The organism is Affinundibacterium macrobrachii (assembly GCF_014652415.1).
GTDB classification, from domain to species: domain Bacteria; phylum Pseudomonadota; class Gammaproteobacteria; order Burkholderiales; family Burkholderiaceae_D; genus Undibacterium; species Undibacterium macrobrachii.
This window is the reverse complement of the sequence record NZ_BMYT01000001.1, coordinates 759,602-782,539: the sequence shown is the minus strand read 5'-3', so window position 1 is coordinate 782,539 and position 22,938 is coordinate 759,602. Positions and strand designations below refer to the sequence as shown.

The window sequence follows — 22,938 nt, the reverse complement described above, 5'->3', positions numbered from 1 at the left end:
GCGCAATGTCCTATAAGACTAGACTGGTTGGGATAAATATTATCCCGAGTGCTTCACTGAATACTTCTTAAGATCAACACAACCTGTTAGCTAAAGAGTTTGCATGAATACTGCAGATGCCAAGCGTGTACTCGAAACCGCATTGTTATGCGCGCATGAGCCGCTGACCATTAATACAATGAAAAAATTGTTTGTCGAAAGTAGTGATCAAGAAGACTTGGTCGGTGCTGATACGATTAAATTAATGCTGGAAGAAGTGCGTCAAGATTGGTCTGATAAGGGAATTATGTTGGTTTCTTTATCGACCGGGTGGCGCTTTCAAAGCCGTCCAGAGATGCGTGCATATATAGATCGTTTAAATCCCGAGAAGCCGCCTAAATATTCGCGAGCAACCTTGGAAACATTGGCGATTATTGCTTATCGTCAGCCAGTGACACGCGGTGATATTGAAGAGATTCGTGGTGTGGCTGTTGCTTCTCAGATGATCAAAACACTGGAGGACCGAGGCTGGATAGAAACAATCGGTCATCGTGAGGTGCCAGGTCGACCAGCTTTGTTTGCGACCACCAAGCAATTTTTAAGTGATCTTGGCTTGGCTTCATTAGATCAATTGCCACCTTTGCAGCAAATTGGTCAAGAGGAATCTGAGGATGTGCCACCATCGAAAGACGATTCCCCAGAATTAAATATGTTTGATGGGATTGAATCCTTGGTTGATGCCTCTGATCCGGCTGGCATCAATATTGAAGTTGCTGAAGTGGTCGAAGGGACTGGCCTGCCGCAGGCCCAGGCAGAGGATGCTTTCGAAGTATATATCTCTAGCGATAATGTGTCAGACATTACAGCCGAAAATAGCTCGATTGAGATAATTGAAGATAAAACTAATGTAAGTGCGCAAGTTGTGAACGCAGATGTTGCTGTTGATGTCGTTAATGATGTTGATGTCGTTAATGATGTAGAAGGCGAAACTGATGCTGAAGTAAATGCGCAAGAGGAATTGAGTCAAGTTGCGGTGGAAGATTCTGCGGCAAACACTCGTGAAGATGATGCAGCCAGTGATGTGATCTTGGATGATGTTGCAATGATGGCTGATACGAATTTAGATGAAAAAGTGGAAGCGGATGCTGAAGCTCTAACACCTTTCAAACCAGAATCAGATAATGAACACAAATAATCCAGACGAAACTTTTAACCAGCAAAATTCTAGCGCTGAGACCGATGCGCCACGCCCTCGTGCAAAGCGTGCTGTACGTCCGAAGGTCGCGAAGACCGATGAGTTTGTCACTGAAGCAGTAATTGTTGGAAGTGCTGATGTGCCAGCGGCGAAGACGCAGCGAGCGCCAAGCAAATCAAGATCTAAGCCAAGGCTCAAGCAAGATGTTGCTGGCTTAGATGCTGAAGTTCCTGCATCAGATACTGTCGAGTCATCGACTCCAATATCTAGAGCGCCACGTCAAGCTCGCATGCCACGTCGGGTCGAAGTCCAAGAAGTGAATGCGCAATTGCAAAATAATTCACAAGCGACGACATCGAATCAAGTTCATGCTGACGAGGGTGGCGAACGTCCACGTCGCACTCAGGCTCAGGGTGATAGAAATCGCACTCGTAATTCAAAATCTCGTGATGATCAAGCGCAAGGTGCGCAGCGTGTTGAGGGGCAATCTCGTCATCGCCAACAGTCTAAATCAACGCAGGGTGGGCAAAATCGTGGTGGAGAGCAGCGTAACCAAAATAATCCACGACGCTCGGGGCAGCAAAATACCCGTAGTGTTGCAAATGCTGATGATGTGTTCTCATTTGTAACTTCCGATGCATACGACGCAATGGATGATGTGAAACAATCACGTCATGATAAAAATAAAAAGCCGCGCCGTGATTTAACTGCCGATGATGATGCGCCGAAATTGCATAAAGTGCTAGCTGAAGCTGGTCTGGGGTCACGTCGTGATATGGAAGAGTTGATTATTGCAGGACGTGTTTCTGTGAATGGTGAGCCAGCACATATTGGGCAGCGTATTTTGCCGCAAGATCAAGTGCGTATTAATGGCAAGTTAATTCAGCGCAAAGTGAGTAAAAAGCCGCCACGTGTGTTGATTTATCATAAGCCAGCGGGTGAAATTGTTAGTACAAGTGATCCTGAGGGGCGTGCCTCGGTTTTTGATAGTTTGCCGCAAATGAAGGTTGGTAAATGGTTGGCTGTTGGTCGCCTTGATTACAACACAGAAGGCTTGTTGTTGTTCACGACCTCCGGTGATTTGGCAAATCGTTTAATGCATCCACGTTATGGTATTGAGCGCGAATATGCTGTGCGTACTCTGGGTGAGTTAGAAGAGGGTATGCGCCAAAAATTGTTGGCAGGCGTTGAGTTGGAAGATGGTATGGCGCAATTCTCCAAGATCTCTGACGGTGGTGGTGAGGGTGTCAATAAGTGGTATCGAGTGATTATTGGTGAGGGGCGTAATCGTGAAGTTCGCCGTATGTTTGAGGCGGTTGGTTTGACAGTATCACGTTTGATTCGTACTCGATATGGTGTGATGACTTTGCCTTCAGGTTTAAAGCGTGGTCGTTGGGATGAATTGGGTGAAGATGCTGTACGTAGCTTGCTTAAAATTAGTGGCTTGGAAAAAACGGTTGGTGAAAAGAATGAGCGCCCAAGCGGCAAGCCAAATGGTAATCGTGTGCAGGGCGGTAAAGTCCCACGTAATGTGAATCCATTTGATGCGCCAGTTCAGCGAAGTTACGAGCCAACTGTGCGCGCAGGTTTTGCTAATCCACAAAACGGTCGTCCGGCGCGTGCTACTTATGCTGGTTCGCCAGCAAATGGTGCTGGGCAGGGTGTGAAATCAGGTGGTAAAAATGCTAAGTCGCGCAGCCGTCAGCCAGATCCTTTGCAAACAGCGTTGGGCTTTCCAACGCGAGATCAAAACCGCCGTGGTCCAACTGTGCGCGGCAGTGGTCCGGCGATTGGTCAGGCGATTGCGGCTCGTCGCCGTCGTGGTAGTTGATAAATCCTGCTCGGAAGTCGGTAGAAGATGTTGTCTAGGCTGAGTTTTTCACCGACTTCTCATTGCGATTGAGTAATTAATCGTTTATAATCTTGTAGTTAGCAGATTTTTCCTTAAGTTGATTTTTAATTATTTTAAAGATTTATTTGAGGCGCTAAAAAGATGGGCTGGTGCCCATTTTTTTTTGGCGAATCGTTTTTGAGTGCAAATGGAAGTGATTTGATGATTGCTTGATTTGCTGCAAGAGTGAAATCTGTGTTTATCGGAGAATTGTCTTGCAATTGTTGGAATTAATTGAGAAGACTGTCAATGGGACAGGCTATGATCTGGTCGATTTTGAGCGAGCAGAGCGTGGTTTGTTTCGTGTGTATATTGACCTTTTGCCAGAAGATGTTGAGGAAAAAGGTCACATTACGGTTGAAGATTGTGCGAAAGTCAGTCATCAATTGTCCCACGTATTGACTGTAGAAGAAGTGAATTACGAACGCTTGGAAATTTCTTCTCCGGGGTTAGATCGCCCTTTGAAAAAGTTTGCTGATTTCGTTCGTTTTGCTGGTGAAAAAGCCAATGTGAAATTGCGCTTGCCTATGCCAGGCATGGCAAATCGTAAAAGCTTCGAGGGTATATTGCACGAGCCAGAAGGGGAAACTCTGAAGCTCGAATTTGAAACAAAAGATGGCGCAGCGATGCTTGAGTTTACGCTCGCTGATTTAGATAAGGCACGTTTAGTGCCGCAAGTGGATTTTAGGAGTCGCAAAGCATGAGTCGCGAAGTTTTATTATTGGTTGATGTGCTGGCGCGTGAAAAAAACGTGGATGAAGATATCGTTTTTGGCGCATTGGAACATGCTTTGGCAACGGCTACCAAAAAACGTTATGACGGCGAAGTTGATATTCGCGTTGAAATCGATCGCAATACTGGTGAATACCGCACATTCCGTCGTTGGCATGTAGTGGCTGACGAAGCTGGTTTGCAATTGCCTGACCAGGAAATTTTGCACTTTGAAGCGGTTGAGCAATATGCCGATATCGAAGTGGATGAGTACATCGAAGAGCCAGTAGAGTCTGTTGAGCTCGGTCGTCGTTTTGCGCAAGATACCAAACAAATCGTTTTGCAACGTATTCGTGACGCAGAACGTGAACAAATTTTGGCTGAGTTCTTGGAGCGTGGTGATTCCCTCGTTATGGGTACCATTAAACGTATGGAACGTGGCGAAGCCGTGGTGGAATCTGGTCGCATTGAGGCACGTCTGCCACGCGATCAAATGATTCCAAAAGAAAACTTGCGCGTTGGTGATCGTGTTCGTGCTTATATTTTGCGTATCGATCGCAATGCGCGCGGCCCACAAGTTATCTTGTCTCGTACGGCGCCAGAGTTCATCATGAAATTATTTGAACTCGAAGTGCCAGAAATTGAACAAGGTTCTTTGGTCATTAAATCTGCTGCGCGTGATCCGGGCGTACGCGCTAAGATCGCGGTTCACACTGACGATAAACGTATTGATCCTATCGGCACTTGTGTTGGTATGCGCGGTTCTCGTGTACAAGCAGTCACCGGTGAACTCGGTGGTGAGCGTGTTGATATCGTCTTGTGGTCTGAAGATCCAGCACAATTTGTGATTGGTGCATTGGCTCCAGCGAACGTTTCTTCGATCATGGTTGATGAAGAAAAGCATGCAATGGACGTTGTGGTTGATGATGAAAATCTGGCGATCGCGATCGGCCGTAGTGGTCAAAACGTACGTTTAGCAGCCGAATTAACTGGCTGGCAAATTAATATTATGACCGCGGAGCAATCCGCTGATAAAGCAGAACAAGAAACTGCGGGCATCCGTAAATTGTTTATGGAAAAGCTCGATGTTGATCAAGAAGTGGCAGATATTCTGGTAGACGAAGGCTTCTCCAGCTTAGAAGAAATCGCTTATGTACCAATTAGCGAAATGCTGGAAATTGATGCCTTAGATGAAGATACAGTGAATGAACTGCGTAATCGTGCACGTGATGCGCTTGTGACAGAAGCGATTGCTTCTGAAGAAGGTGTTGAAGGTGTGGAAGACGCATTGATTAATCTGGAAGGTATGAGCCGTGCAACAGCAGGTAAATTGGGCTTGGCTGGTATTAAGACCCTCGCTGCTTTCGGTGGCTTAGCTTACGATGAATTTGGTGCGATTTTGGCTCTGTCTACCGACCGTGCGCGCCAATTAATTGATAATGCATTTGAAGATGTGACTGATGATGAGATGAAACTCATCGACGCTAAATATGATGAACATGCAAAAGCCGTATTGGAAAAAGCATGGAAACTCGTTGAAGCAAAATAATCACGAGTGAATAACCCATATTGAAGCGTAGATTTAACTCAATTGAATGTTAAATCGCAGCACAAAACAAGGAAAGAGGACTGAATGGCGAGTAATAATGTAGCTCAATTTGCCACCGAGCTGAAAATGTCAGCGGATTTACTGCTCACGCAATTGAATGCCGCAGGCGTTACAAAAGCGTCTGCGTCCGATATCTTGTCTAAAGAAGATAAAGACAAGTTGTTGGAACATTTACGTCGTTCACACGGCGTGGCTCCTGATGCCGAAAAGAAAAAAATCACTTTGACTCGTAAAGAAACAACCGAGATCAAGCAAGCTGATGCAACGGGTAAAACACGTACTGTGCAAGTGGAAGTACGCAAGAAACGTACTTTTGTAAAACGTGATGAAAGTTCTCCTGAAGAGAATCTGAAATCAACAACTCCAGCGGTCGATCCAGCAGAAATTGCACGTCGTGAAGCAGAGGCGAAAGCCGAAGCTGAATTAGCAGCGCGTCGCGAGGCTGAATTACTCGAGAAACAAGCACAGCTAGCTAAGTTGGAAGCAGAAAAAGAAGCAGAAGCGAAAGCTGCACGTGAAGCAGAAGCCGCAGCTAAGGCAAAAGCAGAAGCAGAAAAAGCGAAGCAAGCTGAAGAAAAACGTGCAAAAGCAAGTAAAACTGTAGTTGCCGAAGTATCAGCTGCGGATGAAGAAGCGAAGCGCGTAGCAGCAGAAGAAGCGAAGAAAAAAGCCGCGGCTGAAGCAAAAGAAGCTGCAAAAGAAGCCGCTGCACGTGCTGCAAGCGCTGAAAGTGCACGTAAAAAAGTAGCTGACGAAGTTGCACAAATTAAAGAAATGATGTTGGCCGCGCGCAAACCGAAACCGGTAGAAGCACCAGCTGCCGCACCATCTAAAGTTGCAGAAGGTACTTTGCATAAACCTGCAGATAAAAAAGCGGGCGATAAGAAACCGGCAGGCGACAAGAAAGAAGCTAAGCCTGCAACAGCTGCAGCACCAAGTGCAGATAAGAAATCAATCAAGTCAGCAAACGTTTCTTCTACTTGGCAAGAAGATGCTGCGAAAAAACGTAGCGGTGGTTTAAAAACTCGTGGAGCGGCACCAGTTGGTCGCGAAGGTTGGAAGAGCGGCCCTAAAGGTCGTCGTAACCAACACCATGAAGAACGCGAATCGAATTTCCAAGTGCCAGTTGAGGCAGTGGTAAAAGATGTCTACGTGCCAGAAACACTGACAGTTGCAGAGTTGGCTCATAAGATGTCTGTAAAAGCGTCTGAAGTGATTAAGCATTTGATGAAACTCGGTCAAATGTGCACGATTAACCAAGTTCTCGATCAAGAAACAGCAATGATTCTGGTTGAAGAAATGGGACATAAAGCATTTGCTGCAAAGATTGATGATCCTGAAGCGATGTTGACGGACGTTGCTGAACATGCTGAATATGAGTCTTCACCACGTGCGCCAGTTGTCACAGTGATGGGTCACGTTGATCACGGTAAAACATCTTTGCTCGACTATATTCGTCGCGCTAAAGTTGCCTCTGGTGAGGCTGGTGGTATTACGCAGCACATTGGTGCTTACCACGTCGAAACGCCACGCGGCATGATCACTTTCCTTGATACACCAGGTCACGAAGCGTTTACTGCAATGCGTGCACGCGGTGCGAAAGCAACAGATATCGTCATTCTGGTAGTTGCCGCTGACGATGGCGTGATGCCGCAAACCAAAGAAGCGATTGCCCATGCAAAAGCAGCGGGTGTTCCTTTGGTCGTTGCGATCAATAAGATTGATAAACCAGCAGCGAATGCTGATCGTGTGACGCAAGAATTGGTCGCAGAAAGTGTAGTGCCAGAAGAGTACGGTGGTGACTCTCCATTTGTGCCAGTGTCGGCTAAAACAGGTCAAGGCATTGATGATTTGTTGGAACAAGTATTGTTACAAGCAGAAATTTTGGAGTTGCGTGCACCAATTGATGCGCCAGCAAAAGGTTTAGTAGTTGAATCTCGTTTGGATAAAGGTCGTGGTACTGTTGCGACGATCTTGGTTCAATCAGGTACTTTGAAGCGTGGCGACGTTGTATTGGCTGGTTCATCTTATGGTCGTGTACGTGCGATGTTGGATGAAAACGGTAAGAACATCAATGAAGCAGGTCCATCAATCCCGGTAGAAATTCAAGGCTTGACCGAAGTACCAACCGCCGGTGAAGAAGTGATGGTCATGGTTGATGAACGTAAAGCACGTGAAATCGCCTTGTTCCGTCAAGGTAAATACCGCGATGTTAAATTGGCGAAACAGCAAGCTGCGAAACTCGAGAACATGTTTGAAAACATGGGCGAAGGTGAGCTCAAAAACTTGCCGATTATCGTCAAAACCGACGTTCAAGGTTCACAAGAAGCTTTGGTTCAATCTTTGGTCAAACTGTCCAACAACGAAGTACGTGTACAAGTCGTTCACGCTGCGGTTGGCGGTATCTCTGAATCCGACGTCAACTTGGCAGTCGCTTCGAAAGCAGTCATTATCGGCTTTAACACGCGTGCAGATGCCTCCGCACGTAAGTTAGCTGAATCAAACGGCGTGGATATTCGTTACTACAACATTATTTACGATGCGGTTGATGAAATTAAATCTGCCTTGTCTGGTATGTTGGCGCCTGAGAAGCGTGAAACCATCATCGGTATGGTTGAAATTCGTCAAGTATTCTCAGTCAGCAAAGTCGGCTCAATCGCAGGTTGCTTGGTTACTGAAGGTATGGTTAAACGTACGTCATCCGTTCGTTTGTTGCGCAACAATGTCGTAACATGGACTGGTGAGTTGGATTCTTTGAAGCGTTATAAAGATGACGCTAAAGAAGTTCGTGCGGGTATGGAGTGCGGTTTGTCGCTCAAAGCCTATAACGATATTCAGGTTGGAGATTTCTTAGAAATCTTCGAAATTCAAGAAATTGCGCGGACGCTGTAAAAAAGCAAAAAGAGGAAGCGAAAGCTTCCTCTTTGATTTTTGAAATAAAGAAAATAAACAATATTGAACCGCGGAGGCGCAGAGAACGCAAAGTTAGTTTTTATTCTTTGTGTGCTCTGCGCCTTCGCGCTTCATAGTGTTGTTTTGAATTAGGTATTGTTTTTATATTATGGCAAAAAATAGTAAATCCATCCCAGCTCGCGGTTTGCGCGTTGCGGATCAAATCCAACGAGATTTATCTGAAATTATCTGGGCAGAACTCAAAGATCCTCGCGTCGGCATGATCACACTGACGGAAGTTCAATTAACGCCAGATTACGCGCATGCGAAAGTCTATTTCACAACCTTGGCAGATGATCCAACTGCGATTAAAAATACTTTTGACGGCTTGAATAAAGCTGCGGGATTTTTGCGTAACCAGTTGGGATTGAAGTTGCGCATCCACACACTTCCACAATTACACTTCATCCATGACACATCAACCATGCGTGGTATCGCGATGTCGAAACTGATCGATGAGGCAAATGCAACGCATGTGCCAGAAGATAAAAACGACAGCGAAGACTGATCAATCTTAAGAAAGCAGAACCACAATAAGCAAGAAATTTGCATAGGTAGAGATCAGTCGTTTGCTTCGAATACGCGACTGTGGTTGGTTTCTGTTCGTCATCGCGATTCCATTGCAAATGGGCGAGATTGTTCTAGTTCGCCACGTTTATCTCTTTCGTATCTTTGTTTTGAAATTTATAGTTGGCGATCTGCGTAATGAATCAAGTCATCAAGAAAAAAACACGTTTGAATATCAATGGTGTACTGCTTTTGGATAAACCTGTGGGTTGGTCGAGTAATGATGCTTTAATCAAGGCAAAGCGATTGCTCAATGCGGTTAAAGCAGGTCATACAGGCACCTTAGATCCGTTTGCAACTGGTTTATTGCCGCTGTGTTTTGGTGAGGCTACCAAGTTTTCCGCAGACTTATTAGATGCCGATAAAACCTATCAAACTGTGGTACATCTTGGCGTGATAAGCAATACTGGTGATACCGAAGGTGAGCTCGTTCAAACTTGTGAAGTGAATGTAACAGAAGCGCAAATTCGAGCTGTCTTGGAACAATTCAAAGGCGATATCTTGCAAGTTCCACCTATGTATTCGGCCCTCAAGCGCGACGGTAAACCACTTTACGAATATGCACGCGAAGGTGTCACGTTGGAGCGTGAGGCACGTCCTGTTACGATTCATCAACTTGAATTTGTGAAGTATGAAGCGCCATTTCTGACATTGAACGTTTGCTGCAGTAAAGGTACTTATATTCGTGTACTAGGTGAAGATATTGGTAAAGCGCTAGGCTGTGGTGCGCATTTAAATGCATTACGCCGTACTCAAGTTGGTCATCTTCGCTTGGAAAATACAGTCACTTTGGATCAATTGATCGCTATGAGTGAGGAGCAACGTAATTCCTTGTTGGCGCCAGTGGATGCTTTGCTTTCGAGTTTTCCTGAAGTTGTCTTAAACGAAGAATTATCCCGCCGTTTTTTGCAAGGTCAGCGTATCTCATTGGCGAAAGAAGGAATGACGCATCCCTCACAACTAGGCCGTGTTCGGGTTTACCGTATCGACAATGAAAGTTCATCGCGGCAATTGCTAGGTTCGGCACAGCTACAGGAATTTTCCGTGTTAGCACCTGAGCGTTTGATTTCTACCGCGCATTAATTAAGCTTGCCCCAAGCTGGATTCAATACGGACGCAATGTGAGAGTGATTCGGCTCTGTGGTTAGAGCAGGGCATCTTGCGCACGTGAATTGTTCACAGTCTGGTGAAGGGTGCTGAACTTTTTTCTTGTAAACTCACCAGTTCTTACATCATCGTGAAGCAGTTCATATCATCTATTATGTGTGGTTGATAGCTTATCGTTTTAAAGTTATTTTATTATCGCGTGAGATCCTACATGAATAGTGTGTCGTCTCTTTGTTTAGGCAATTCCTAATGCGCATAAAATAGGTAAATCGTTGTTGGCAAAGTCATTAGCTCGCAATGTCAATTCGGCGATCATATCGGATGGGGTTTCCAAGGTTCTACCATCTTTAGTCAGACGTTGATGTTGGGCGTTCATTACCTCCCACGCATATAAGGCCCAATCAGTAGGAGTGCTACGACCACTGGCGCGTGCCCCCAGAAACAATTGTTGCATTCGAGGTACTTCTACCCCTTGACCGCTGACTGGGCTTGCAGCATAGCTAATATTGTTACTGTCTCGGGCTAAGTGTTGAAAATATGCATTAAGTCTTTGGGTCTTCGGCGTAACCTGGGCAATCACTTGTTCGGGCTGTACATGAATGATCGTCTGGCTCGCAGCGAGCAAGAGAATTGCTTGGCGTAATTGACCTGCTGCAATACCTTTTGTAGCTAACTCCGTTTCTAACTTCCCAACGTTTCGAATTGTAAAGCCACTTAAGGCTTCAAATAGGGGTTGGTAGACCGTATCAACCAGAGATGATGCGCCTAGCGCGCCATCTATCGTACTTGGTAGTGCATTTGTGTTCGCTGTAAGCAGCACGTTTTGTGCGCGCCACCAATCTTGAGTTGCCAATGGTGTCGCTTTACGCTTTCCTTTGATCCAATAGTCGCGTCGAAATCCTTGGTTAGTAAAAATATCGCGTAGCGTTTGGTTTAACACGGTGTCGCTGCAACTAGCCAACTGACCCAGTTGTTCTGGGGTGAAATTGATCATATCGCAGTGGTCTACGTAATGCGCCGAACCTGCATAACTCAGACGTGCAGATTCCATTAACTCGTGAATCTGACCGAAGTGCATGGGTTGCCAATCTCGATTGAAATACTCATGAGCTAAGTAGGCCGATTGAGATTTAGCAACGCGCTGTAAGCGTTCAACCGTACCAGGGTTTGCTTTGTTCCACCGTTCTGACTGGTCGAATATTTTGGTGGCAAAATTAACAGCGTTTTCAATGCGGTGTTGGATAGATTCGCTAGCGATTCCTTCGCGTCGAGCGTGTGTTTGCATTAGCTCACGAACGGTCAGCATACTGGCCCAGCCAGGCAAGGTGTTGTAGCTCGCGTAAACTACGCCACCTACGTTTAAATGCTGATCGATGAAACGGACGATGTGTTTGCGGTTGGCATCTGAGACCCAACTCCAGATGCCATGCAAAGCAATAAAATCGAAATTTGGAAGGTCGCGTCGATGAACAAAATCTTCGAAAGCATCATTGTAGACATGCGCATTTGTGCCCGAATTGGTGATTAAATCTTGAGCAAATGCAACTTGTTCAGGGTTGAAATCTGTCCCCCACCATTGTGCGCTGCTAGTAGCTGCATGGATAGCCAGCGATACACCCTGACCGAAACCCAATTCACACGCTGTTTGTACTTGTGGAGGTATCAGTCCAAGGGACAGAAAACCAAGTCCTAGCCTGTGAGGAGCGAGTTCTTTGTAATATCCTGTCGTATAACCTACGTCGGTGACGTAACCGTCGCTCCAAGATGTCATCGCAACATGTCTTTCTATGAAGAGGGATTGGCAGTTTGTGCCTCAATTTCGTAGTGTTGCCACTGTCGTCGATCAGAGATGCAAACAATCTAATTAAAAGATTCTACCAAAACCGCGTGATCATTAGCGTAAATTCTGATCGAGTTAGATTCGATATCAAATTGGGTACATGCATAGCAACGCTGCGTAAATTTAGGCTAGCAATTGTCGATTTATTAGCTGAAATTTCGGAAAAAGCTTTGCTCACGGTGGTCTAAAGTGCAGACAATGCATCGACTCGAAATACTGTTGTTCCCTCTATTTAGTTTTATGCATAGTGAGTCGAAACTGATTCACGTTTGAGCTGAGCAACTGTATCGCGATCATGCGCCGCCAGGAAATTATCAGTTTGAGTTACGGCATAAAGTAATCATTGATCGCTTCGGTCGCTATCCACATCCGCACTTACTGATTTAGTAGCGAACATCAAATCTAAAAGTAAAAAAGCGACTGCATTTGATTGCAGTCGCTTTTTTTACAAATGTTTAAGGTCTAAACTTTGACGAAAACTCGGCTTGAGTCAGACCAAGAAGTGCTTACAAATTATCCTGCAAGAATTTCCATTTTGCTTTTTGCATAGACCAGTTTTGCCATGGATCTGCTACGCCATGACCTTGGCCTGGATACAATTGTAAGCTGTAGTCTTTATTCGCTTTAGCAAGTGCATCGATTAGCATGACCGTGTTTTGTGGGTGAACATTGTCGTCCATCGTTCCGTGCATGATCATGATTTTGCCGCTGAGGTCTTTTGCTGCTTTTAATGCAGAGCCTTTATCGTAGCCTTCTCCATTTTCTTGTGGCAGTCCCATGTAGCGCTCGGTATAAATACTGTCATATAAACGCCAATCGGTTACTGGCGCACCGACGAAGCCGACTTTCCATGCCTTGCTGTGTGTCATCGCATAAGAGGTGAAGTAGCCGCCATAGCTCCAGCCATTGAGGGCGATTCTATCCATGTCGGCAAAGCCTTGTTGGCGTAACCATTCCAAGCCATCTAATTGATCTTGTAACTCCAATTGACCGAGCTTCTTATGAATAGGCCAAGCACTGGATACGCCTTTATTGCTGGCGCTTTGATTATCCATGACCCATACCACATAGCCTTGTTGTGCTAAGAAGTGATAGTACAAGTTTGCACTCCATTGATCGCGTACTTGTGGTGCCATTGGGCCAGCATACAAGTGCTGATAAACCGGATACTTTTTGCTAGCATCAAAGTTTGGCGGCAAGAACAGTAAGCTCTCCATCATGAAGCCATTGCGGGATTTGATTTGCTGATGCTTCACTGTTGCCAATTGTAAGTCTTTGATTTTGGCTGGAACACCTGCATCGTCAACGAGTTTTACCAGCACCCCTGCGTCAGTGAATAAGGCTTGCTTGGGCGTTTGTGCCATGCTGCTCCAGCTATCGACGAAGTGGGTAAAGGTCTTATTCCAACGCACCATGTGCGAACCTTTTTCTTCGGTCAGACGCTTGAAATTGCTGCCATCGAGATTGACGCTGTAGGCATCATTGCCAATTGGATTGCGTTCGTTTGCGGCAAACAAGACACGTGATTTTGCTTCATCAACGCCATGTACGGCACGTACGTCCCAATCGCCTTGGGTTAAGGCTTTCACTAATTGGAAGTTTTTGTCGTAGTGATATAAGTGGCGATGACCTGTGCGATCCGATTGCCAGATGAAACTACCATCTTTTAAAAAGTGTGGCAGTGGTAGGCGTTCTGTCCAAGCTGGACTCGTTTCTTTAACGACGACTTTGCTATTGAGTTTGGTGTCATAAATACGTAAGTCTAACCAAGTCTGCACGCGATCTTGCCATGCCGCCATCAACTTACCATCAGGAGTCCAATCGACTTGGACGATCAGCGTTTCTTTGCCTGGATAGGGGTCTTGTGTCCAACTGATTTTACCTTTTAAATCAACCACACCAAGTTTGGCGATAGGATTAAAGTCGCCCGCTTTTGGATAGCGAGTACGATCAGTTTTGACTGGTTGCGCATGATCGCCACTCAAAGTGTAGACCGGTACTTTGGTTTCATCAAAACTCAAAAATGCTAATTTTTTGGAGTCAGGAGCCCAGCGGAATGCGCGGAAATCACCGCGGCCGTAGACTTCTTCTTGATATACCCAATCCAAACGACCATTAAAAACGGTTTCGCTACCGCCCGTTGTTAATCGTGTCTCTTTGGCTGTTGCGACATCGGTTGCGTACATGTCATTGCCTTTTAAGTAGGCAACCGTTTTTGCATCCGGTGACAATAAGGCTTCGTCTTCTTTGACATCTGGTGTGTTGGTCAGCGCACGTGCCTTGCTTGCATTCAGGTCTAGCAGCCAGATGTCATTCTTGTGCGTAAAAATGTAGCTCTTGGTTTCTGGTTTAATTCTGGCACTCAGTTGATCGGCTAATTTATTGACTTCTTTTTCATCAATCTTTGCCGCTTTCAAAATGCTCAGTACATTGCCGTCCGCAGGTAAGGCGGTTTTTTCCCAAGTGCTTGGGTTAACCACGAATAATTCAGCAACGCCTTTATTTACTTTGGATTCGATCAAACGATTTTGATTATCCCAAGATAAGCGAGTAAGTGGTGCAGCATTAAAATTGACGCGTTGTTCAGGGTGATACAACATTTCTAATGTGAGCTTGCCGTCACCTGCATATGCTGCGCCATTGGCAGCGAAGCTTGCTGCGATGGACAGCGCAATCGCGCTCAAGGGAATAGTGCGTTTCATGGATGATCCTCCAAATGATTTTTCTTGATAGTTGGATAAAACAAAATAATATTTTAATGGTCAACAAGTCGACGTTTTAAGACTGAATTTAGCTGACTTAGTTCAATTTTTTCATAGAACGAATGACGATGGGAAGCATTTTTTCTTGTAAGGCCGCTTGCTTACTTTCCTGCAGATTTATATACAAAGCGGACAGAAAAGCAGTCAGATTGTGCTTGCGCGCAAGGCTTGCTTGGCTAGTGTTTTTTAAATCTAGCTTGGTTTCCAACAGACTAGTAAACCACGCATCCCATTCGCTGTTGCTGAGTGTGGAGCGTAGCGCCAAATAAAATACCGGCGTCATTAAGCGTTCTGCTTCGCCGTATTGATAAAAGTGTTGCTCGTTGCGAATTTGCTGTGCGAGTGCGGCGAGCATCGTTTCATGTTGCGTTTTATTGAGTGCTGGATTCAACGAAAGTTGCATCATCCAGTCGGCTGCATGCGCGACACCATGACGCCAGCCACTTTTCTCATCAAAGCCACGAAAATCAGTAATTTGGCTGAGATACAAGGCGGCGATCTCAACCATTTCTTGTCGTTGGGCCTCAGACATAAACGCTTTACGTCGATCAATTCGCGCCACTTCGGCAAGAGTCAAGGCAGCGAAAGGTTTAGCAAAACCATGCTCGTCAACGATGCTTTTATCAACTAGGCGTATGAGCAGCTGTTCGCGAATTTGATGCACCGTTTCAAGCGTGAGAAGTTCGTTGCGCATCCAAAACGACAAGGCTTCAAACGCAATTTCATCACGAAGCCGTGGATTAGGATCGCTGAGGCAAGCGAGTAGTGCTAAGGCAGTTTGTTGGCGTTGAGTCGCTTCGACGATTTGCCATTTTGCGGCTTTTAGATGTTCTAATGTGTTGAGAGACATGCCATTGGGCGGGCATGCAGCGAAGCTATTGGCGCTAAGTAAGAAGGCGAGGCAAAGCAGAAATTTTTTGGTGATAATTTGATAGACCATTCGCATTTTCTTTCTCCTCAGTATAAATTGATGCCGCATGTGCAATTGCCGATATTCATAGTCGACATTCGTAGTCGACATTCGCATCTGATCGATAAATTCACGCCAGACTAAGTGATGAATTTTTCAATAGCTCGCATGGTTCGATCCGTTGCCCCTTGATGTTGTAAGAAAAATGCGTGGGCTTGCGTGCCCATCGCTTGACGTTTGACGCTGTCGTCAAGCAAAGCTTGCGCCCTTTGCATCACGTTATCCGCATCGCTCGCACGTTGTGCGCAATCAGCATTGATTGCTTGTTCCGTAATTTCAGAAAAATTAAATGTATGCGGTCCGGTGATGACAGGGCGGCTCATGGCAAAAGCCTCAATCAAATTATGGCCTCCTAGTGGCACCAAGCTTCCACCGACGAACGCCAGATCGCTGGCCGCGTAATACATATACATCTCTCCCATACTATCGCCCAAAAACACTTGGGTGTCAGGTGGAATAGGTAATTCTTCTTGGTTTAAATCGAGCGTAGAGCGGCGCACGAGACGCAATTGATGCTGACTCAATAGTGCGGCAACTTGTTCAAAGCGTTGTGGGTGGCGAGGTGTAATGATTAACAAAGCGCGTGGCAGTTGCAGACGCATAAATGCATCGACAATCAAAGCTTCTTCGCCTTCGCGTGTGCTGGCACAAATGAAAACAGGTCGCTGTCCAAAATAAGCACGTAATTTCGCACCGCGTTCTGCCATTAATGGTGGTGGCGTGACATCAAATTTCATATTGCCAGTGACACATAACTCACGCACACCCAAAGCACGTAAGCGTTCCGCGTCGGGTCCAGACTGCGCGGCAACATAATCGATTGCTTGCGCGGCAGGCAAGATTAAGCGAGATAAGCGCAGTGCTTTTTTTAGTGATCGATCCGATAAACGCGCATTCACCAAAGTGACAGGGATACTTGCCGCCTTGCACTGCGCGATTAAATTGGGCCAGACTTCGGTCTCTATCAATACACAAATTGTCGGCTTAAAGTGACGAAGAAATCGCCGTATCATCCAATTGATATCGTAAGGAATAAAAGTTTGCGTGACACGATCAGCGACGTTGGCAAACAAACTTTGGCCTGTGCTGCGACCAATTGGTGTCATGTGGGTCAGCAAAATATGATGCTGCGGATAGGCTTGTAATAGTGCTCGAATAATTGGTTCGGCAGCACGCGTTTCGCCAGCAGAAACTGCGTGAACCCAAATAAATTTTTGTGTATCGATCGCTTGATACCAACCAAGACGCTCGCTGATATGTTGGCGGTAGCCGGGTTCTTGTTTGCCGCGTAGCCATAAACGCAGAATCACGAAGGGAAGCGCAAGAGACCAGGCAAGGGAGTATAAAAATCGCATTAAGGCAGGAAATGCAGCGCTTTTTATGCGTCTGCTGAATGATTAGTTAAGTAGGTGCTGAATATACCTGAAAACTCCAAGTATGTTGCCTGCTAATTTCTGAAAATTGTGATCTTCTAAGGCTAGGTTTGATAAATTAATCTTATATCAAATCACTAAATAGTTTAAAAATTGATAGCGACTAAGAAATTGATAGCCGCTTTAGAGGAATTAACTCTGCTCTGATGGGCTTGCTGTTAATCTTCACAGCTTCGGTCTGTAGCTTGATTCGATTATTTTATTAACGTCTTTATCGAGCCTAAGGAAACTAAGTAAGTTGCCGTGAAGAAGCCAACAAGAATATGTCAAATCTTGGTCAATTCGGTTGGCTTCGGTGGGAATGCGGTAAGTATTTTATTGGCGGACGACTCTTCCTTATAGCTTGATTAAAACCTAGACTAAGGTCAGGTTAGCTTGCTTGACTCGATGACGTGATGGGCTGCATAAAAAGTGGAACTCGGTCATTTTACTTTACCTTTAAATAGTTTAGGTTTAAAGTAATTATTCAGCGATGCATTGTCTCTGCGATCTTCCTAAGAACAGCATAAAAAGAGAGAAATGCGCGAACTACCGTATGGAGACCGACTGATGTCCAAGCACTTCTTTCAATCTGCGCATGTCGATACCTTTGCTTTTCAGCATCTGCCTCCGCCAGAGCAGTGGCCGGAACTTATATTCGACCTACCTGAATTGCAGTATCCAGAACGCCTTAATTGCGCGAATGCTTTTTTAGAAGAAATTGTTGCACAAGGCTTTGCCGATAAAGTTGCGATTCGAAGTTCCAGTGCTAGCGCTAACGAGGTATGGACTTACGCCGAGCTGTGCGCCAAAGTGAATCAAATTGCCCACGTCATCGTGGATGAGATGCGTCTGGTTCCTGGCAATCGCGTGTTATTGCGTGGTGCGAATAATCCCATGATGGCAGCTTGTATTTTGGCGGTGTGGAAAGTTGGTTGTGTGGCAGTGCCGACCATGCCTTTGTTGCGCGCGAAAGAGTTGAGTGTGATTATCGATAAAGCGCAAATTTCTGCCGCTTTGTGCTCCTCTGCCTTGCATGAAGAATTAGATGCAGCGCAGAAATTAAGTCCGGTCTTGCAGCATATTAAATACTTTAATTCTGAGGAAGTGGGTTCTGTCGAACAATTAATGCAGTCTAAACCAACGAGCTTTACTGCCGTCGATACGCATGCTGAAGACGTTTGTCTGATTAGCTTTACCTCAGGCACAACAGGGATGCCGAAAGGCACCATGCATTTTCATCGCGATGTGTTGGCGATTTGTGATTGCTTTCCTCGTTCGATCTTGCAATCACAGCCTAGCGATACCTTCATTGGTACGCCACCATTAGCATTCACTTTTGGTCTGGGCGGCTTATTGTTATTCCCATTGCGGATTGGCGCGACAGCGGTGTTGTTAGAAAAACTCACGCCAGAAACCTTGCTCAAATCTATCGACGAATATCAAGCGACAGTTTGTTTTACCGCACCGACTTTCTATCGACAGATGCTACCGATGGTACCGAATTTCTTTTTAAAGACGCTGCAAAAAACGGTGTCAGCGGGAGAGACTTTGCCAGCCGCCACGCGTGAAGCTTGGCAAGCAGCGACGGGGCTCATCATGATAGACGGCATCGGTGCTACCGAGATGTTACATATCTTTATTTCGGCAGCGGGCGAGCATGCGCGCTCTGGTGCTACCGGAAAAGCTGTGCCTGGTTATCAAGCTTGTGTGCTGGATGAACAGGGAAATCCAGCGCCCGTAGGTGTGACAGGCAGACTGGCGGTCAAGGGGCCGACCGGTTGTCGTTACTTGGCTGACGAACGACAAAAAAATTATGTCTTGAATGGCTGGAACCTGACTGGTGACGCTTATGAAATTGATGCCGAAGGCTATTTCCATTATCGCGCGCGTACCGACGACATGATCATCACCGCGGGTTACAACGTCGCTGGTCCTGAAGTCGAGGAAATCATTTTGAAACACCCCGCGGTCGCCGAATGCGCGGTGGTGGGATTGCCTGATGAAGAGCGCGGGCAAATCGTTAAAGCCTTTGTGGTCTTACGTGATGCGAGTAAGGTAAGTGATCCTTTGGCGAGTGAGGCTTTGGTCAGCGAGATTCAGCAATTTGTGAAAGCCAATGTCGCACCTTACAAATATCCCCGCTGCATAGAATTCAAAGACGCTTTGCCGCGTACTGAGACCGGTAAAGTGCAGCGCTTCAAATTAAAAACGAATACGCCAAAATAATCATGAACATACTTTGCATAGGCGGTGGTCCCGCTGGTTTGTACTTTGCTTTGCTGATGAAAAAGCAAAATCCCGCACATCGTATTGTAGTGGTCGAACGCAATCGCCCTTACGATACTTTCGGCTGGGGCGTGGTGTTTTCGGATCAGACTTTGGGTAATTTGGTGAAAGCAGATGAACCCACTGCCAGGACCATATTGCAAGCCTTTAATCATTGGGATGACATAGATGTGCATTTCAAAGGGCAGGTCGTCACATCGGGCGGACATGGTTTTTGCGGCATAGGTCGCAAACGCTTACTGAATATTCTGCAAGAGCGCTGCGAACAGCTAGGTGTGGAATTGGTCTTTGAAACAGACGTACAAGATGATCAGGCATTAGCGCGAACCTATGATGCTGATCTGGTGATTGCCAGCGATGGTTTGAATAGTCGCATTCGCACACGCTATGAATCGACCTATCAACCCGATATTGATACGCGCAAATGTCGCTTTGTTTGGCTAGGTACCAAAAAATTATTCTCCGCCTTCACCTTTGCATTTGAAGAAACGGAACATGGCTGGTTTCAGGCGCATGCGTATCAATACGATGGCGATACTGCGACCTTCATCGTTGAGACACCGGAAGAGGTGTGGTTGAAAGCCGGACTCGATCAAATGGATCAGGCGCAAGCGATCGCATTTTGTGAAAAGCTATTCGCTAAATATTTGGATGGCAATGCCTTGATGAGCAATGCCAGTCATCTGCGAGGCTCAGCGAGTTGGATTAAATTCCCGCGCATTATTTGTCAGCGTTGGGTGCATCAGAATCAGATCAATGGCAAAGACGTTCCTGTGGTCTTGATGGGTGACGCGGCACATACCGCGCATTTTTCTATTGGATCGGGAACCAAGCTGGCACTGGAAGACGCGATAGAGCTCGCCAACTGTTTTGCGCAACATGGCGACAAGGGCATGCAAGCGGTGATGGATGCGTATCAAGACTTACGTGCAATAGAAGTGTTGAAGATACAAAGTGCAGCGCGTAACTCGATGGAGTGGTTCGAAAACGTACAACGCTACACCGCGATGCAAGCCCCGCAATTTGCTTACTCGATGTTGACGCGCAGTCAGCGTTTATCACACGAGAATTTACGCCTGCGCGATGCGAATTATGTGCGTAGTTTTGAATCCTGGATTGCCGAGCAAGCCTTCGCTAAAGCTGGTATTGAAATGCCCAGAACAAAGCAGACGATTCCACCGATGTTCACGCCCTATAAAGTGCGCGATGTGGTGTTGAAAAATCGCATTGTGGTATCACCGATGGCACAGTATTCCGCTGTTGATGGCGTCGCTGGCGATTACCACCTAGTGCATCTCGGCAGCCGCGCGATGGGTGGTGCTGGATTGGTGTTTGCCGAGATGACTTGCATATCGGCAGAAGGCAGAATTACTCCCGCATGCCCTGGATTATATGTACCAGAACATACGCAGGCATGGAAACGCATCGTTGACTTTGTACATGCCAATAGTGATGCCAAGATCGCCGTGCAACTTGGTCATGCAGGTGCGAAGGGCTCCACCAAACGCGCTTGGGATGTCATCGATCGTCCTTTAGATGAAGGCAATTGGCCTTTGATTTCAGCGTCTGATCAACAATATTTGCTAGGTGTGTCGCAAGTCGCCAAAGCTGCGACAAAGGAGCAAATGAGGCAGGTGTTGAATGAATTCGTCGCGTCAACAATCGCCGCTAATCAAGCAGGTTTTGATTGGTTGGAATTGCATTGTGCGCATGGCTATTTTTTATCGAGTTTCATTTCTCCATTAACGAATCAGCGCAGTGATGAATACGGCGGCAGTTTGGAAAATCGCTGTCGATATCCATTAGAAGTATTTGCAGCTATGCGCGTCGTTTGGCCAGCGCATAAGCCGATGTCCGTGCGTATTTCCGCCCACGATTGGGTGGAGGGTGGCATTACGCCGGATGATGCTGTCGCAATCGCTAAGTTGTTCAAACAAGCGGGTGCCGACATGATCGATTGTTCTTCAGGCCAAGTCAGTAAACAAGAAAAGCCAGTGTATGGCCGCATGTTTCAAACACCGTTCTCAGATCGTATCCGCAATGAAGTACAAATCCCGACAATTGCCGTTGGCGCGATTTTTGAAGCTGATCATGTGAATAGCATTATCGCCGCAGGTCGCGCTGATTTGTGTGCGATTGCTAGACCGCATTTAGCTGATCCTGCGTGGACTTTGCACGAAGCAGCCAAGCTAGGTTTTAGCGACATTAGTTGGCCGCAACAATACATCGCCGGCAAATTGCAATTAGAGCGCAATCTCGAACGTGAGCGGCAAGTGGCAGTGGCAAGTCGTGGCATGAGCCCACAAGAAATTGCAGCAAAATTATTGGAAGGCTGATATGAACTTTTTTCATCCTGCATTAGTTGGGAAACATGCCGTCGTCACTGGTGGCGCGACCGGTATTGGTTTTGCAATTGCGCAGGCACTCTTAGCGCAAGGCGTGAAAGTAACGATCACCGGACGTACAGAAGCAAATCTACACACAGCACAACAGCAGTTAAATGATGCTGGTTTGATTCAAGCTATCGTGATGGACGTTAGCGATAGCGCTTCGGTCACTGCTGGATTTTCGCAGGCAGTCGAACACTTCTGCACCGTCGATATCCTGATCAATAATGCGGGACAAGCCAGCTCCGCTGCATTTTTAAAAACCAGCGAAGCGCAGTGGCAGCAAATGTTAGCTGTCAATTTGACGGGCACTTTTTTGTGTACGCAACAAGTCTTGCCCGCGATGTTGGCGCAATCTTGGGGGCGCATCGTGAATGTAGCGAGTACCGCGGGACTGAAAGGCTACGCTTATGTCGCCGCGTATGCCGCCGCAAAACATGGGGTGATTGGCTTAACCAAATCCCTCGCTTTAGAAGTGGCACAAAAAGGTGTGACGGTAAACGCGGTGTGTCCGGGCTATACCGAAACGGATATCGTGCGTGACGCAATTACTAATATCATGACAAAGACCGGACGCAGCGAAGAACAAGCGCGCGCCGAACTCTCAGCTGCCAATCCACAGCAACGCTTGATTCAACCCGAAGAAGTTGCCGACGCCGTATTGTGGCTGTGTTCGCCAGCGAGTGCATCACAAAATGGTCAATCGATTGCAATCGCTGGTGGTGAGGTGATGTGATGCGTCAGCACGAAATCGCAAACGACACGATCGATCTAGAAACCCGTTTAACCCAAGATCATCATCAATCTTTAAAATTATGGCTGCGCATGTTATCGACCACCGTCATGATAGAAAATGAAATTCGCAATCGCTTGCGTGCCGAATTTGATATTACCTTACCGCGTTTCGATTTGATGGCACAACTTGAACGCCATCCTGAGGGATTACGTATGGGCGAGTTATCCAAACGTATGATGGTTACGGGCGGTAACATCACGGGCATTACTGATCAGTTGGAGCAAGAAGGCTTGGTGATGCGTGTCACGGATAAACAAGATCGTCGCGCTTACAGCGTGAAACTCACGCCAGCTGGACGCAAGGCCTTTAAGACCATGGCCAGCGTGCACGAAAGTTGGGTTGCTGAGCTATTTTCTGGATTAGATGCGGAGCAAAAAAGCCAAATGATTGGTTTGCTATCGAGCGTGAAATCAGACTTGAGTGCAAACTTTAGCGCTAGCAAACACAATGAGCATGAATGAGAGAACAAAA

General features: G+C 46.4%; 15 protein-coding genes. 11 read left to right on the top strand and 4 right to left on the bottom strand.

Features of this window, described 5'->3' with window-relative positions; all coding sequences use genetic code 11:
• The first annotated feature begins 103 nt into the window (after positions 1 to 103).
• From scpB to truB, 7 genes are all read left to right on the top strand, one after another.
• On the top strand, positions 104 to 1,174 hold the full coding sequence (scpB, locus tag IE103_RS03555; protein WP_189344600.1) for an SMC-Scp complex subunit ScpB: 1,071 nt from the start codon (positions 104 to 106) through the stop codon (positions 1,172 to 1,174).
• Positions 1,161 to 3,005, top strand: a complete 1,845-nt coding sequence (locus IE103_RS03550; protein ID WP_189344599.1) for a pseudouridine synthase — start codon at positions 1,161 to 1,163, stop codon at positions 3,003 to 3,005. Before scpB ends, IE103_RS03550 begins: the two co-directional genes overlap by 14 nt.
• Before the next feature lie 275 nt (positions 3,006 to 3,280).
• Positions 3,281 to 3,769, top strand: coding sequence for a ribosome maturation factor RimP (gene rimP / locus IE103_RS03545; protein ID WP_189344598.1), 489 nt, complete (start codon positions 3,281 to 3,283; stop codon positions 3,767 to 3,769).
• Positions 3,766 to 5,325: a transcription termination factor NusA gene (nusA, locus tag IE103_RS03540; protein ID WP_189344597.1), complete on the top strand. Its 1,560-nt coding sequence runs from the start codon at positions 3,766 to 3,768 to the stop codon at positions 5,323 to 5,325. Before rimP ends, nusA begins: the two co-directional genes overlap by 4 nt.
• 84 nt (positions 5,326 to 5,409) lie before the next feature.
• Positions 5,410 to 8,277 carry a translation initiation factor IF-2 gene (gene infB / locus IE103_RS03535; protein ID WP_189344596.1) on the top strand — a complete coding sequence of 956 codons (2,868 nt, stop codon included), beginning with the start codon at positions 5,410 to 5,412 and terminating at the stop codon, positions 8,275 to 8,277.
• 169 nt (positions 8,278 to 8,446) lie between these two features.
• Positions 8,447 to 8,845: a 30S ribosome-binding factor RbfA gene (gene rbfA, locus IE103_RS03530; protein ID WP_189344595.1), complete on the top strand. Its 399-nt coding sequence runs from the start codon at positions 8,447 to 8,449 to the stop codon at positions 8,843 to 8,845.
• Between the two features lie 197 nt (positions 8,846 to 9,042).
• The gene (gene truB / locus IE103_RS03525; RefSeq protein ID WP_189344594.1) at positions 9,043 to 9,987 is read left to right on the top strand and encodes a tRNA pseudouridine(55) synthase TruB; all 945 of its coding nucleotides are present in this window, start codon (positions 9,043 to 9,045) and stop codon (positions 9,985 to 9,987) included.
• Between the two features lie 259 nt (positions 9,988 to 10,246).
• On the opposite strand, the gene IE103_RS03520 is transcribed toward truB, so the two are convergent.
• The 4 genes from IE103_RS03520 to waaA form a co-directional block, all read right to left on the bottom strand.
• Entirely contained in the window at positions 10,247 to 11,782 is a 1,536-nt protein-coding gene (locus IE103_RS03520) for a class I SAM-dependent methyltransferase (protein WP_189344593.1), read from the bottom strand.
• A 575-nt stretch (positions 11,783 to 12,357) separates the two neighbouring features.
• Entirely contained in the window at positions 12,358 to 14,553 is a 2,196-nt protein-coding gene (locus IE103_RS03510) for a S9 family peptidase (RefSeq protein ID WP_189344592.1), read from the bottom strand.
• A gap of 97 nt (positions 14,554 to 14,650) precedes the next feature.
• Entirely contained in the window at positions 14,651 to 15,559 is a 909-nt protein-coding gene (locus IE103_RS03505; protein WP_189344591.1) for a DUF2785 domain-containing protein, read from the bottom strand.
• 104 nt (positions 15,560 to 15,663) lie between these two features.
• Positions 15,664 to 16,938: a lipid IV(A) 3-deoxy-D-manno-octulosonic acid transferase gene (gene waaA, locus IE103_RS03500; protein WP_189344590.1), complete on the bottom strand. Its 1,275-nt coding sequence runs from the start codon at positions 16,936 to 16,938 to the stop codon at positions 15,664 to 15,666.
• A gap of 627 nt (positions 16,939 to 17,565) precedes the next feature.
• On the opposite strand from waaA, the gene IE103_RS03495 reads away from it, so the two are divergent.
• From IE103_RS03495 to IE103_RS03480, 4 genes are read left to right on the top strand one after another with little or no spacing between them, the layout of a single operon-like run.
• Entirely contained in the window at positions 17,566 to 19,224 is a 1,659-nt protein-coding gene (locus IE103_RS03495) for an AMP-binding protein (protein WP_189344589.1), read from the top strand.
• 2 nt (positions 19,225 to 19,226) lie between these two features.
• A complete protein-coding gene (locus IE103_RS03490) occupies positions 19,227 to 21,620 on the top strand; it encodes a bifunctional salicylyl-CoA 5-hydroxylase/oxidoreductase (RefSeq protein WP_189344588.1) in 2,394 nt (797 codons plus the stop codon).
• 1 nt (position 21,621) lies between these two features.
• The gene (locus IE103_RS03485; protein ID WP_189344587.1) at positions 21,622 to 22,407 is read left to right on the top strand and encodes an SDR family NAD(P)-dependent oxidoreductase; all 786 of its coding nucleotides are present in this window, start codon (positions 21,622 to 21,624) and stop codon (positions 22,405 to 22,407) included.
• Positions 22,407 to 22,928, top strand: a complete 522-nt coding sequence (locus tag IE103_RS03480) for a MarR family winged helix-turn-helix transcriptional regulator (RefSeq protein WP_189344586.1) — start codon at positions 22,407 to 22,409, stop codon at positions 22,926 to 22,928. The genes IE103_RS03485 and IE103_RS03480 overlap by 1 nt, the downstream gene beginning before the upstream one ends.
• The last annotated feature ends 10 nt before the right edge of the window (positions 22,929 to 22,938 follow it).

Excerpts from the sequence above, each read along its gene's own strand:
- scpB (WP_189344600.1), top strand. The coding sequence starts at position 104 with ATGAATACTGCAGATGCCAAGCGTGTACTCGAAACCGCATTGTTATGC.
- IE103_RS03550 (WP_189344599.1), top strand. The coding sequence starts at position 1,161 with ATGAACACAAATAATCCAGACGAAACTTTTAACCAGCAAAATTCTAGC.
- nusA (WP_189344597.1), top strand. The coding sequence starts at position 3,766 with ATGAGTCGCGAAGTTTTATTATTGGTTGATGTGCTGGCGCGTGAAAAA.
- infB (WP_189344596.1), top strand. The coding sequence starts at position 5,410 with ATGGCGAGTAATAATGTAGCTCAATTTGCCACCGAGCTGAAAATGTCA.
- rbfA (WP_189344595.1), top strand. The coding sequence starts at position 8,447 with ATGGCAAAAAATAGTAAATCCATCCCAGCTCGCGGTTTGCGCGTTGCG.
- truB (WP_189344594.1), top strand. The coding sequence starts at position 9,043 with ATGAATCAAGTCATCAAGAAAAAAACACGTTTGAATATCAATGGTGTA.
- IE103_RS03520 (WP_189344593.1), bottom strand. The coding sequence starts at position 11,782 with ATGACATCTTGGAGCGACGGTTACGTCACCGACGTAGGTTATACGACA.
- IE103_RS03510 (WP_189344592.1), bottom strand. The coding sequence starts at position 14,553 with ATGAAACGCACTATTCCCTTGAGCGCGATTGCGCTGTCCATCGCAGCA.
- IE103_RS03505 (WP_189344591.1), bottom strand. The coding sequence starts at position 15,559 with ATGCGAATGGTCTATCAAATTATCACCAAAAAATTTCTGCTTTGCCTC.
- waaA (WP_189344590.1), bottom strand. The coding sequence starts at position 16,938 with ATGCGATTTTTATACTCCCTTGCCTGGTCTCTTGCGCTTCCCTTCGTG.
- IE103_RS03495 (WP_189344589.1), top strand. The coding sequence starts at position 17,566 with ATGTCCAAGCACTTCTTTCAATCTGCGCATGTCGATACCTTTGCTTTT.
- IE103_RS03490 (WP_189344588.1), top strand. The coding sequence starts at position 19,227 with ATGAACATACTTTGCATAGGCGGTGGTCCCGCTGGTTTGTACTTTGCT.
- IE103_RS03485 (WP_189344587.1), top strand. The coding sequence starts at position 21,622 with ATGAACTTTTTTCATCCTGCATTAGTTGGGAAACATGCCGTCGTCACT.
- IE103_RS03480 (WP_189344586.1), top strand. The coding sequence starts at position 22,407 with ATGCGTCAGCACGAAATCGCAAACGACACGATCGATCTAGAAACCCGT.